Here is a 12547-nt window from a genome sequence, read left to right on the forward strand (position 1 = left end):
ACCTGCGGCATGGCCCTTTCGTTTAGACATCCAGAAGACTTAGTCTTCTGCTTGCTCTGTTGCTGGCACTTCATCAGCTGCCGCATCATCGCCTTCGGCTTCATCGTCGGCCGATTTCAGGCTGGATGGCGCCTGAATGTTGGCGATCACGAAGTCGCGGTCGATGGTGGGTTTTGCGCCTGCTGGCAATGTCACGTCCGAGATGTTGATGGTGTCACCAACTTCCAGACCTGTCAGGTCCACGGTGATACTGTCTGGGATATCACCAGCGGTGACAACCAGTTCAACCTCAGGACGCACAACCGTCAGAACGCCGCCTTTTTTCAGGCCTTTGCACTCTTCTTCGCCAACAAAATCAACAGGGATAAACAGGTTGATTTTTGTTGTGCGCTTCAGACGCATGAAGTCCACGTGTGTGGGCAGATCCTTGACAACGTCGCGCTGCACGTCACGGCAGATGACGCGGACGTCGTCGTGACCTTCAAGCTTCATGTTGAACAGGGTCGATTTGAAACGGCCCGCTTTCAAACGCTTGAACAGCTCGTTGAAGGGAAGTTGAATTGCCACCGGATCGGTGTCGCCACCGAATACGATGCCAGGAACCATACCATTACGGCGTGCTGCGCGAGCGGCCCCCTTGCCTGTCCCCGCGCGTTCCTGGACGATAAGATCTGGGATCTGACCAGCCATGATGTTTCTCCAATATAAAAAGGGCTCCGCCTCCAAGGGTGCGGTCGCCATGAACCCGCGCTTTTAGGGGCGAATCCTGCGTTTGGAAAGCGCTTTTTCTGGGTTGATCGGGCGCGCAAAGCCATGTCACCTGACCAGACCCACAACTGGACCCCGCCATGAGCCTGCCAAACGCGTTATTGCTGTCCCGAAAACCTGCCCGTGCGTTCTTTGCACTGGGTGGGTTTTGGGGCTGCTTTGCGGCGCAAGTGCCCGTGTTAAAAGCGCAAATTGGGGCGGGGGATGCCGTGTTTGGCACATTGCTTTTGTGCACGGCCCTTGGGCTGGTCAGCGCCATGTGGCTCGCCCCGCGCATCGACCGCAGCTTGGGCCGCATTGGGTTGCCCTGTGCGGCTATTTTGACGGCGATCCTCTTTTTGATCCCCGGATTGGTCAGCAGCCCTTTGGCCTTTGGGATGACGATGGTGGCCATCGGCGCGGCTTCGGGGTTGATGGACGTGCTGATGAATGCGCGGGTCAGCGATCTTGAGGCGCACCATTCCAAATCCCTGATGAATGCCAATCACGGGATGTTTTCGCTTGGGTATATGTGTGCGGCTTTGGCCACGGGGGTGGCCCGTGAATACGGCGTGCCGCCTGTTTTGGTGTTCGGCTGTGCGGGCTTGGTCACGCTTGTGTTGGCGGTTGATATGGCAATGCCTGTTCATCGCACGAAAGACGGCACAGGACAGCGGCAGGCCTATCCCATGTCGCCTGTTTTGATCTGCGGGGTGATCGTGTTGATCGCATTTATGGCCGAAGCCACGGTTGAGGCATGGTCGGCCCTGCATATCGAGCGCACCTTGGACGGTGGCGCCGCCGAGGGCGCGCTTGGCCCCGCGATGTTGGGCCTGACGATGACCATCGGGCGGTTCTCGGGGCAGGTCATCACCGAAAAATTCTCTGAACTGCGCGTTGTGGTGTTCGCAACGCTTTTGTCGTCTGTCGGCACTTTCATTGCAGCCACAGCGCCAACGCCGATGGTGTCTTATGTGGGCTTTGGCATCATGGGGCTTGGGGTGTCGGTCATCGGTCCGATCGGGCTGGCCCTTGTTGGTCAGCAGGTGCGCGCCGAGATCCGCACCGAAGCCATCTCGAAAGTTGCCGTGATCGGCTTTTCAGGTTTTTTCATCGCGCCGATGGTGATGGGGTTTTTGTCGGAATGGTTTGGCCTGCGGGTGGCCTTTGCCTGCGTCAGCGTTCTGTTGCTGCTGGTTGTGCCTGCCGCCTTTGCGCTGCGGCGTTCTATGACGAAAGATGCCCCTGTGCAGCCATGATCTGATCGTGCAGGGCGAAATCATCGGCACGTTTGCGGCGCAATTCCGCCTCTACCTCAGCCGATAGGGACACTTTCATTTTTGGGGACACATTGGTTTCCGACAGCGAAAACGCCCCGAAATGATCCCGCAAAAATGCGTGCAGCGTATCGGCGCGTTCATAAGCAAACAGATGATCGACCAGCACCTTGCCCTTGCCCGATGTTACAAACCCGAACTGGCTGCCCACCCGCGCGTGTTGGGGTGGGTCGTCCTGCAGAACGTCCAGAACGAACTGGTCAAAGCTGATCGCCTTGGTGGAATTGGGGTTCGATGGCTCAAGCCGCGCGCGGTAGCGATACCAGCTGCTCAGCTGGTCCAGCGGTTCGCGCATTACCGCCATCGTGCGCGGTTTTTGCCCGAACACATCCCCCAGAAACGGCGCAATCTTGTTGCGGTAGCGCTGTGCGTTGATGTGCTTGCGACCCTTAGAAAAGATGATGTCGGCCTTGCCCTTGAGCGCCAATTCAATAGCGGTCGTCCCCGTTTTGGGGACGGCCAGAAACACAAGCGACGGGTCAAAAAAGATCAACATAGGCGCGACGTTAGCCCATGCTTAGTTTTGTTGCCAGCGTCCTGCGAAGTCTTGGGGCACCAGTAGGATATCGCGGTCCAATTCGGCCACATTGCGCCGCCCGCATAGCGCCATGGTGGTGTCCAATTCCTTGTGCAGCACCTCAAGTGCGGCTGTCACGCCCTTTTGCCCCATCGCACCAAGGCCGTAGATATAGGCGCGGCCAATCATCGTGCCTTTCGCGCCGAGGGCCAGTGCCTTGAGGATGTCCTGACCGCTGCGAATACCACTGTCCAGCCAGACTTCGATTTCGCCGCCCACGGCATCCATGATCTGCGGTAACATCCGGATTGACGACAACGCCCCGTCCAACTGACGCCCGCCGTGGTTGGACACGATAATCGCATCGGCGCCCACCTTTACGGCCATCTTGGCGTCCTCGGCATCCAGGATACCCTTGAGGATCGTCTTGCCGTCCCATTTCTCGATCAGTTTGGTCACCTTGTCCCAATCCAGCGCCGGGTCGAACTGTTCGGCGGTCCATGACGACAGGCTAGAGGTATCGCTGATACCCTCCACATGCCCCACAATGTTGCCGAACTCGCGGCGCTTGGCGCTCAGCATCTCAATTCCCCAGGCCCATTTCGTTGCTAGATTCGCAATGGATTTCGGCGTCAGCTTGGGCGGGGCGGACAACCCGTTTTTCAGATCCTTGTGACGTTGACCCAAGATTTGCAAATCCAGCGTGATGACCAGCGCATTGCATTTGGCATCTTTGGCGCGCTGGATCAGACGGTCCACATAATCCTCGTCCTTCATGGTATAAAGCTGGAACCAGAAGGGGGCTTCGGTCGCGGCGGCCACATCCTCGATCGAATTGATCGACATCGTGGACAGTGTATAAGGCACGCCAAATTTTTCAGCGGCCCGCGCGGCTTTGATCTCGCCATCGGCGTGCTGCATGCCCGTCAGCCCCACAGGGGCCAGCGCCACAGGCATGGCCACATCCTGACCGACCATCTGGCTGACCGTGCTGCGCCCCGTCATATCAACGGCCACGCGTTGACGCAGGCGGATCTGATCGAAATCAGATGTGTTCTCGCGGAAGGTCTGTTCTGTCCAACTGCCCGATTCCGCATAGTCATAAAACATACGCGGCACGCGGCGTTCGTGAATTTTCTTGAGATCATCGATGCAGGTGATGACGGGCATAGGCTTTCCTTCGGTATTGGTAAACATCTATTACCAATTCAGACATTTTCGCACAACGCGACATTTAGGTCGTTTTCAATATGGCCAAGATGCGCGGGCTTGGGCAATGATGCAATCATGGCACAGCTTTATCCTTTTACAGACCCGCGCGCAGCAGACCAAACACCCCCGATCACCATCGCATCAGGCGATGGCTGTTGGGTCACCGATGTGCATGGCACCAGATACATGGATGCCGTCGCTGGCCTGTGGTGCACCGCCCTTGGCTGGTCCAACCGCGAATTGATCGACGCCGCGCAAGCGCAAATGCAACAGTTGCCCTACTACCATTCCTTCAAGGGCCGCAGCATAGACGTGACCGATCAACTGGCTACAAAACTGGCCCAGATCACGCCAGAAGGGATTGAGCGGTTCTTCTTTGGTTGCTCAGGCTCGGAAGCGGTGGATATCGCCGTCAAAATCGCGCGGTTCTATCAAAACGGACGCGGCAAGACGGATAAAAAGCAGATCATCAGCCGGCACGGGGCTTATCACGGATCGCTGACCACTAGTGCGGGGCTGACGGGACTGGCCTATGCGCATGGCGGTTTTGACCTGCCGTGGCCCATCCGCGTGGGTCGCCCGCACTATCATGGCGAAGCCCATAGCGGCGAAAGCGAGGCGCAATTCACCCAACGCCTTGTGGATGAGCTGGAAGCGACCATCACAGATCACGGCACAGATACCATCGCCGCCATGATCGGCGAGCCGGTGATGGGGGCAGGGGGGGTCATCATCCCGCCCGCTGGCTATTGGGCTGGCGTGCAAGAGGTGCTGAAAGCCCATGACATATTGCTGATCGCCGACGAGGTGATCTGCGGCTTTGGGCGCACGGGGTCCTGGTTTGGCTGCAACACCTACGGGATCGCGCCGCAAATGATGACCATGGCCAAGCAACTGACCAGCGCCTACGCACCCCTTTCGGCCGTGGGTATCCACGCCGATATGTATGAGGTCATTGCGGATTTCGGCCACCAACACGGCACCTTCGGGCACGGGCTGACCTACGGGGGCCACCCTGTCAGCTGCGCAGTCGCGCTCAAAGCGATCGAGATTTATGAGCGTATGGACGTGGAAGCCACCGTGCAGGCGCGCGGCGCCCATCTGGCCAAGCGGCTGGAGCGGTTCAAGACGATGAATTCTGTGGGCAACGTGCGGTCCAAAGGGCTGATTGCTGCCGTTGAACTGGACCCCGCATCGGGCCTCACAGGCGCGATGGTCGGGGCCGAGGCCGAAAAACGTGGGGTGTTCTTCCGCATCATTGGCGACACGATTGCCATGTCACCGCCTTTGATTGTGAGCGACGACGAGATTGATCACTTCACGGATGTTTTGGAGGACAGTATCCAAGCGGCGGGGTAGGGGGACGGTCTGCTTTGCGGGACAAAGCGCCAATTTGCTGCGGCTGCGCCAATGGCCGCTATAAACATGTAAATTGGGGCTATCTGTCGCCTAGCGGGGCGATTAGGCGGCCGCAGTCTCACGCTTTTGTTTTGCCCGAACATCAACTCGCAGACGCTCCGCTTCATATCTTTTCATCGCGGCGCCCACATCCCATTTTCGGATTTCTTTTGCAATAGCGGAGGTGTATTTGGCCGTCGCGCCGCTCGAAATCTGATGGCGCACCTCGCCGACCTTCAGACAGGTGTGGGCGGCAGGGCCGTTAAACGCGGCGCCTGGCTGCATTACGGGCCCAAATATGGCGGTCAGCGTGCGGCGTTCTTCGCGCGTCAGCCCATAGGCGAACATTGGCGCCAGCAACAGAGATTCCGACAGGCATCCGTTGGCCGTGACGACTTCGTGACGGTCGCAGGCAAAATGAACCCACGTGATTTTCGACTTGCCCTTCATGTGGCGAATACCGGGGAGTTTGGTCAACGCTTTGGCGGGCGCAAAAGCCTTCCCGTCAAAATACCGGGTCAGCTGCCCATCACCGCCAACCAGAATGCGGTGTTGCGGGGATACGATCAGGTCTTGCGCGGGCAGGCCCTTGCCCAATGCCCCTGCCGCAATAAGGACAGGCTTGCCATCAAAATCGACATCTTCAAGGAGCTGATCGCTGCTGCGTACCCATCGGATTTCCTGCGGCCCGTGATCTGCGGTCAGCACCAGATCACCGGGGCGCAGGGTTTCTACCGCGCGCGGGCCATCTGGGGTGTCGATCATTGTGCCAGCGTTGTAGCAGGTGGTGGTCGTTTCAATATTACTTGTGTTCATCCCAAGCGTTTGGGTCGTATGGCTGTCGTTGTCTTCACCGCCATCGATCGCTGTGATCTGCGCATTGCGGCCAGTGGTTATCGTGTCATCGCCTTTGCCGGTAGAGATATTGCCCGAGTCTGCATCATCACCAATGGTAAGGCTGTCGTTACCTTCCTTTGTTGCGATGGATTGGATCGTGGCGCGATCTCCAAACTCGATGGTATCATCGCCTGCGCGCGTATCTATGTTTGCGAATGTCGCATCATCGCCGACGATCAAACTGTCGCTGTTGTCTCCAAACGTCCAGTTGCGGGTCGTCGTAAACCCGTTGCCAATTGTGACATCGTTGCTGCCGAGAGTTGAACCATCAAATTGTCCAAAACTGACGCCGTCTGCGGCCGTCATCGTCAGACCATCAGATGACTTCGCATCAAGATTGATCCCAGCAAGATCGGAATTGGCGGCAACGTCGACGGTTGATGTCAGATTGCCTTCGACCTTGATGTTGAACGCGTTGGTGTTCGAGCTTTGGAAAATGATATCGAAATCCGCTGGAATGCCGCTGTCCGCCTTAAAGGTGACGTTCGAGTTAGCGGAAGCATCAATGATAAAGATATCGCCGTCAGTGACCTGAATGTCGGTCCCTGCTGCGATTTCATTGGGGCCAAGCGGATCGGTGCCAGCGGCGACGATTGTGAAAGTTGGCATCTTTTAATCTCGGCAAGCAGTTTGATTACCGATCAAGGGATAGGTTGAAACAATTAACGTAGTCTTTTCAGAGTGCTCAAGAAAAACTCAAAAATTAATCGAATTTGAGCTTTGTGCGTTGGATAAAGCCGCTGTTGGTACATCGGTAACAAGGGGCTTAACACCGACCAACGCCGCATCAGGTACAGATATCCGCTTTGAAATGGCGAACGGCAGGACGGCTCGCCAAGTTGCACTAAATGTCGATGCGCTCTGCGACACTCAGTGCATCCTCAAGTTCAACGCCAAGGTAGCGCAGTGTACTGTCAACTTTGGTGTGACCGTGCAACAGCTGCACCGCACGCAGATTACTGGTCTTCCGATAAATCTCCGCTGCCTTAGTGCGCCGGAGTGAGTGTGTGCTATATTCACTCGGAGCTAGCCCGATCGCAGTGCCCCACTCTCGCACCAATCGTCCATACTGGCGCGTTGAGATATGTGGCTGGTAATGAAAGCAGCTGGTAAACATAAACTGACACGCAAACATCTTGGGAGCTCTGTCCCGAGACAAAACGGTTTCACGCGTGTTTTCCGTCAGTTCAAACTGGACCGGTCGTTTGGTCTTGCTCTGGATCACGAAAACGCGTTCCCCAACGCGGTCGTCCTTAACAAGGTCCGCCACGGCCAAGTTGACGAGATCACAGCCGCGCAGCTTGCTGTCGATGGCGACGTTGAACAAAGCTAGATCGCGTAGATAACCCGCCAGCTCGAACCGTGCCCGGATTGCCCATACCCGTTTTGGCAGCAACGACCGTTTTTGATCGATGATCCGCCCCTTGTTCCAGGCTCTGCGTTGCGGGAAGTTGGACTCTTGGCATGATATGCCCTCCGACCCACCCTCCAAACCCAGTCACCAACACCGCGCTGGCAGTAAAATTGTAATGTACTTGGCAATGGCAGCTATCAAAAGACGACTGACGGCATCGGCGCTGTATTCGCACGCGACCGCTCAGAGCCCAGAGTGACCGATGCTGCGCGGTGCACGAATGGCGGGTTTGTGTGTTTTCAGTCCCGAATACCTACAAGTCCTTTACCAGCCGCAGCGCGTCATAAATTGCGGCGTGCGTATTGCGGGCTGACACGGCATCGCCGATCCGGAAGAGTTGAAACGTCCCGGCCTCATTGCGTTGAATGGTCTGCGGCGCACCTTCGATCAACGCATCGTGGTCCACAGCCCCGCCGTTCAAGCTGAGTGGTTTCAGATCGAAATATAACTCATCCAAAGGCAATGTGCCGTAGTTGATCACGACCTGATCATAATCTTGTTCTTTTGAGTGATCGCTGTAGTCGGTGCCGATCGTTGCTGTCAGTTTGTTGCCGCTGCGCGCCACGTCGAGCAATCGGCGGGTTACTGTGAAGGTCACGTCCTTGTCCTGCAGCGCGCGCATGTAAGGCACGAGATTCATCGCCATGACGCCCGGCGCAAACGTACGATCCGGGGTCATCACCTCGACGGTTGATCCTGCGGCGGCTGCGATATCTGCCGCTTGCAGTCCTGCGTGATCGCCCGCTTCGTCATAGATCAGAACGTTCTGCGCAGGGTTCACATCCCCTGCGATGATATCCCATGAGGTTGCCACATGAGCCGCACCCTTACCGGTCTCAAAGAGTTCGGTGTTGGGCACGCCGCCTGTGGCGATGATGACGACATCGGGGTTTAGGGCTGTGACGTCTTTCGCCTCGGCCCAGGTGTTGAAATGGAATTCCACATCGCGGGCCGCACATTGCGCCATCCGCCAGTCGATGATCGAGATCATCTCGCGACGGCGCGGGCTCAGGGCGGTCAGACGCACTTGTCCACCGGGGTCAGGTTGCGCCTCGAACACCACAACATCGTGACCACGTTCAGCGGCGACGCGGGCGGCTTCGAGTCCCGCTGGCCCTGCGCCAACGACGACAACTTTGCGTTTCACTTCGGCTGCTTGGATCGTATGCGGCATGGTCAACTCGCGCCCTGTCGCAGCGTTGTGGATGCAAAGCGCGTCTCCGGCCTCATAGATGCGATCCAGACAATAAGTGGCACCAACGCAGGGGCGAATATCGTCCTCGTGCCCCTCCGTAATCTTTTTGACCACATGGGGATCGGCCATATGCGCACGGGTCATGCCGACCATATCCAGAAGGCCCGCTTCGACCGCATGCCGCGCAGTGGCCACATCGGGGATCTTGGCGGCATGGAAGGTTGGCATGCCTGTCAGTTTCTTCACCTGCCCTGCAAAATCAAGATGCGGCGCATTCTTCATGCCTTGAACGGGGATCAGATCGGTCATGGCAGGATCCGTATGGATGCGGCCGCGCACGACGTTCAGAAAGTCCAGTTGGCCCGTATCGGCCAGCGTCTTGGAAATTTTCAGCCCGTCTTCGGCAGTGATGCCGCCTTTCTGCGCCTCATCCGCTGTGTAACGGAAGCCCACGATGAAGTCGTCGCCGACGCGTTTGCGGATCGCCGCCAGAACATCCAGCGGAAACCGCATGCGGTTTTCGAGAGTGTCCGCGCCATAGGGCCCAACAAGATCATTGGTAAGCGGCGACCAGAATTGATCCAAAAGGTGACCGTATACCTGCAACTCAATGCCATCCATACCGCCCGCCTGCATCCGCTCTGCCGCATCGGCAAAATCGGTAATTATCCGTTCGATATCCCAATCCTCGATCAGTTTGGGAAAGGCACGGTGGGCGGGCTCGCGGTGTTTGGAGGACGAGACAGATGGCAACCAATCGCCTTTGTTCCACGTTGTTCGCCGTCCCAAATGCGTCAGCTGGATCATCACGGCACAACCATGCTCATGGCAGCTATCGGTCAGGTCCTGGATCCACGGCACAACCTCGTCCTTATAGGCAAGGATATTGTTGAACACCGGCGGGCTGTCCTTTGATACCGCCGCAGAGCCCGCGGTCATGGTCAGAGCCACGCCCGCTTTCGCGCGCTCGGCATGATAGGCCCGATAGCGGTCTTTGGGCATGCCGTCTTCGGGGTAGGCAGGCTCATGGCTGGTTGTCATGATCCGATTTTTCAATGTCAGGTGTTTCAGTTGATAGGGCTGAAGCAGCGGGTCTTTGGTCATTGAAAAATTCCTTTTTCGAAGGCGTCAGAAGGTGTGCAGAAATCCTGACATAGGTGTCAAGTTTATCTTGGGTGGCAATTGACACACCTGTCAAGAAATCTATTCTTGCGGCATGCTACAGCCTTCCTCTCGTCAACGCGGCTCAAAAGACCTGTGGCTCGATGCCGCCTACGAGATGTTGGTGTCCGACGGTATCGGCGCGGTCAAAATCATGGCCTTGGCCGAAAAACTGAACCTCTCGCGCACAGGCTTTTATTGGTTTTTTGCGGACCTCAAAGAACTGCACGTCGCAATGATCGAACGGTGGGAAAACAAGAACACCGGCAACCTTGTCAAGCGCTGCAACAAGCCTGCGCCGAACATCTGTACCGGGTTGTTCAACCTAATGGATTGCTGGCTTGATCCTTCCCTGTTCGATGCGGGCCTCGACCTGGCCATCCGCAACTGGGCCCGTGTGGACGGAGATCTACAGATCCGATTGAACGATGCAGATCGCATCCGTATTAGTGCCGTCGCGGATCTGTTTCAACGCCACGGCTTTTCAGCTGATCAAGCCCACGTGCGCAGTCTCACAGTGATCTATACACAGATCGGGTATATCTCGATGGAGGTTGAGGAGGCGCGACAAGACAGGCTCGCACGGGTACAGCACTACGTTGAGATTTTCTCTGGCATCGTTCCTTCGAGAAGCGACGTCGATGAGTTTTTAGAGCGGCATATTTAAGCAAAAATTCGATGCCTGACTGCAGTATCACAAGACGATTACGTCCCGATAGTCCGTTTGCCGACAGATGCGCTTTTGTGGTCATTGGTGCAAGTCTGGCAAATTCGCTGCTTGTCACGCGATCTGCCAGTTCATGTGCGATGCTACGGTTGGGGTGAAGCGCTGCATTGAGCGTTACGCTGACCTACGCGCTTTGCGCCTCTGCCAGTCGTGCAAGTCGTTTGGCGCTGGTTAGCGCAGCATCTTGGGATAAAGACCACGCCTGGGTTAATCCTTCGATGATAACCATGACGTCATTGGGACTGATGTCGCACCCTGCACTTACCGCAGCTCGTTGTGAGACTTCCGACTTGTGGGCTTCCAAGAGCTGGCGGAGCTTCTGATCATCGGGTGCAGAGGCGACAGCCGCGTGAAACAAGCAGCCGTGGCTGGCTTCTGTTTGCATCCAATTCGCCACGCGATCGAGTGTCTCATCCAAGCTCTGCCCAGATGACCTGTTCTGATCGCCAAAAACATGCCCCAAATACCGCTGGTGCCGATGCTCTAACGCCATTCGGATCATCAGATCGCGCGAGGGGGCGTATTTGTAGAGCGTGCGCAGGCTCACACCTGCGGCGTCACGCAAGTCCTCAACGCTGGGTGCAGCAAAGCCCTGCATCGCAAAGGCGCGCTCCAAGCCGTCAGCAATCTTTGTCGCCATCTCATTCATGATTGACGAAGTAGAGTGTTCGCTCTACCTGCGCAAGTAGAGTAAACATTCTACCAGAGATTTGCATGATCCTTCCCGAAACGATGCGCGGCGTTATCCTAACTGGCCATGGCGGGCCAGAGATGCTTGAAATGCGGGACAATCTACCGGTGCTTACGCCAGGCCCAAACGACGTGATCGTCCGCGTGCGGGCCGCCGGGGTGAACAACACCGACATCAACACCCGCACCGCTTGGTATTCCAAGGGCGACGCCGAAGATGCAGATGCCACTTGGTCGGGTAAGCCTTTGGAGTTTCCACGTATTCAAGGGGCGGATGTGTGCGGGGAAATCGTGGCTGTCGGATCGGATGTTGACGCCAGCCGCATCGGCGAGCGCGTTCTTATTGAGCCGTGCATCCGCTTTGCGGACGGCGCGAAACAAACTCCGCCTTGGTATTTCGGCTCTGAATGTGATGGCGGGTTTGCCCAGTTCACGCGAGTTGACGCACGTCATGCCTACACCATCAACAGCGATCTGACGGATATCGAACTGGCGTCCTTTCCGTGCTCCTATTCCACGGCAGAAAACATGCTGACGCGTGCCAACCTGCAAGCGGGCGAGAGTGTTTTGGTCACTGGTGCGTCGGGCGGCGTCGGTTCAGCCACCGTGCAACTGGCCCGCGCACGCGGCGCGACCGTTATCGCCATCACCAGCCCTGCGAAGATGGGCACCCTGACGGACCTTGGCGCAGACCGAACACTGCCAAGGGATGCGGATCTGGTTGCGGAATTGGGTGCAAGCAGCATCGACGTGGTGGTGGACCTTGTGGCAGGACCAAAATGGCCAAGCCTTTTAGATGTCCTGCGCCCCGGTGGCCGCTATGCCGTCGCTGGTGCCATCGGCGGCCCATTGGTCGAACTGGACGTGCGCACGCTTTACCTCAAGGATCTTAGCTTCTTCGGTTGCACCGTTCTGGAACCGGACGTCTTCGGGAATTTGATTGGGCGGATCGAGCGATCCGAGATCAAGCCGTTGGTGGCCGAGGTCTTTGCGTTGGATAATATCAACGCCGCACAAGATGCCTTTGGGGCCAAAGGCTACACGGGCAAGATTGTTTTGAAGGTAGATTGATCAGCCGATGAGCGGGCACGACCCAAAGAGCGGCTTGCCTCACTTTGCTGGGACTGTTGCATAAATCAGAGGTTTCGGCATTTTTTGTGTTTTGAGGTTGAGTATGCTGCTGAGATCTCCGTTCAAACACCACCGGTTTCCATGTGATATCATCCTTTGTGCCGTGCGGTGGTACCTGCGC

At 56.9% G+C, this 12547-nt stretch carries 11 protein-coding genes; 4 read left to right on the forward strand and 7 right to left on the reverse strand.

Features of this window, described 5'->3' with window-relative positions; genetic code table 11:
* Positions 1-39 precede the first annotated feature (39 nt).
* On the reverse strand, positions 40-690 hold the full coding sequence (locus L1065_RS12835) for a 50S ribosomal protein L25/general stress protein Ctc (protein WP_237095897.1): 651 nt from the start codon (positions 688-690) through the stop codon (positions 40-42).
* Positions 691-848: 158 nt separating this feature from the next.
* Here L1065_RS12835 and L1065_RS12840 point away from each other — a divergent pair, with 158 nt between their 5' ends.
* Entirely contained in the window at positions 849-2006 is a 1158-nt protein-coding gene (locus L1065_RS12840) for an MFS transporter (RefSeq protein WP_237095898.1), read from the forward strand.
* On the opposite strand, the gene L1065_RS12845 is transcribed toward L1065_RS12840, so the two are convergent.
* Entirely contained in the window at positions 1975-2580 is a 606-nt protein-coding gene (locus L1065_RS12845) for a hypothetical protein (RefSeq protein ID WP_237095899.1), read from the reverse strand. The two genes, L1065_RS12840 and L1065_RS12845, sit on opposite strands and share 32 nt — an antisense overlap.
* A 21-nt stretch (positions 2581-2601) precedes the next feature.
* Entirely contained in the window at positions 2602-3771 is a 1170-nt protein-coding gene (locus L1065_RS12850) for an alpha-hydroxy acid oxidase (RefSeq protein ID WP_237095900.1), read from the reverse strand.
* Between the two features lie 117 nt (positions 3772-3888).
* On the opposite strand from L1065_RS12850, the gene L1065_RS12855 reads away from it, so the two are divergent.
* On the forward strand, positions 3889-5172 hold the full coding sequence (locus L1065_RS12855) for an aminotransferase (protein WP_237095901.1): 1284 nt from the start codon (positions 3889-3891) through the stop codon (positions 5170-5172).
* Positions 5173-5274: 102 nt separating this feature from the next.
* Here the strand turns inward: L1065_RS12855 and L1065_RS12860 are convergent, their stop codons facing one another.
* The 3 genes from L1065_RS12860 to L1065_RS12870 form a co-directional block, all read right to left on the reverse strand.
* Positions 5275-6717: a Hint domain-containing protein gene (locus L1065_RS12860; RefSeq protein WP_237095902.1), complete on the reverse strand. Its 1443-nt coding sequence runs from the start codon at positions 6715-6717 to the stop codon at positions 5275-5277.
* 235 nt (positions 6718-6952) lie between these two features.
* Entirely contained in the window at positions 6953-7600 is a 648-nt protein-coding gene (locus L1065_RS12865) for a tyrosine-type recombinase/integrase (protein WP_370641189.1), read from the reverse strand.
* A 175-nt stretch (positions 7601-7775) separates the two neighbouring features.
* Positions 7776-9821, reverse strand: a complete 2046-nt coding sequence (locus L1065_RS12870) for an NADH:flavin oxidoreductase (protein ID WP_237095903.1) — start codon at positions 9819-9821, stop codon at positions 7776-7778.
* A gap of 112 nt (positions 9822-9933) precedes the next feature.
* On the opposite strand from L1065_RS12870, the gene L1065_RS12875 reads away from it, so the two are divergent.
* A complete protein-coding gene (locus tag L1065_RS12875; RefSeq protein WP_237095904.1) occupies positions 9934-10545 on the forward strand; it encodes a TetR/AcrR family transcriptional regulator in 612 nt (203 codons plus the stop codon).
* A 184-nt stretch (positions 10546-10729) separates the two neighbouring features.
* Here L1065_RS12875 and L1065_RS12880 read toward each other — a convergent pair whose 3' ends face one another.
* On the reverse strand, positions 10730-11245 hold the full coding sequence (locus tag L1065_RS12880; protein ID WP_237095905.1) for a TetR/AcrR family transcriptional regulator: 516 nt from the start codon (positions 11243-11245) through the stop codon (positions 10730-10732).
* A gap of 74 nt (positions 11246-11319) precedes the next feature.
* Between L1065_RS12880 and L1065_RS12885 the strand changes: the two genes are divergently transcribed.
* Positions 11320-12366 (forward strand): alcohol dehydrogenase family protein, encoded by a 1047-nt coding sequence (locus L1065_RS12885; RefSeq protein ID WP_237095906.1) that lies wholly within the window; start codon positions 11320-11322, stop codon positions 12364-12366.
* Positions 12367-12547: the final 181 nt, after the last annotated feature.

It is taken from the genome of Nereida sp. MMG025 (assembly GCF_021654165.1).
In the GTDB taxonomy this organism is placed as follows: domain Bacteria; phylum Pseudomonadota; class Alphaproteobacteria; order Rhodobacterales; family Rhodobacteraceae; genus Nereida.

Coding starts and splice junctions, on each gene's coding strand:
- L1065_RS12845 (WP_237095899.1), bottom strand. CDS start 2,580: ATGTTGATCTTTTTTGACCCGTCGCTTGTGTTTCTGGCCGTCCCCAAA.
- L1065_RS12840 (WP_237095898.1), top strand. CDS start 849: ATGAGCCTGCCAAACGCGTTATTGCTGTCCCGAAAACCTGCCCGTGCG.
- L1065_RS12875 (WP_237095904.1), top strand. CDS start 9,934: ATGCTACAGCCTTCCTCTCGTCAACGCGGCTCAAAAGACCTGTGGCTC.
- L1065_RS12885 (WP_237095906.1), top strand. CDS start 11,320: ATGATCCTTCCCGAAACGATGCGCGGCGTTATCCTAACTGGCCATGGC.
- L1065_RS12855 (WP_237095901.1), top strand. CDS start 3,889: ATGGCACAGCTTTATCCTTTTACAGACCCGCGCGCAGCAGACCAAACA.
- L1065_RS12860 (WP_237095902.1), bottom strand. CDS start 6,717: ATGCCAACTTTCACAATCGTCGCCGCTGGCACCGATCCGCTTGGCCCC.
- L1065_RS12850 (WP_237095900.1), bottom strand. CDS start 3,771: ATGCCCGTCATCACCTGCATCGATGATCTCAAGAAAATTCACGAACGC.
- L1065_RS12880 (WP_237095905.1), bottom strand. CDS start 11,245: ATGGCGACAAAGATTGCTGACGGCTTGGAGCGCGCCTTTGCGATGCAG.
- L1065_RS12835 (WP_237095897.1), bottom strand. CDS start 690: ATGGCTGGTCAGATCCCAGATCTTATCGTCCAGGAACGCGCGGGGACA.
- L1065_RS12870 (WP_237095903.1), bottom strand. CDS start 9,821: ATGACCAAAGACCCGCTGCTTCAGCCCTATCAACTGAAACACCTGACA.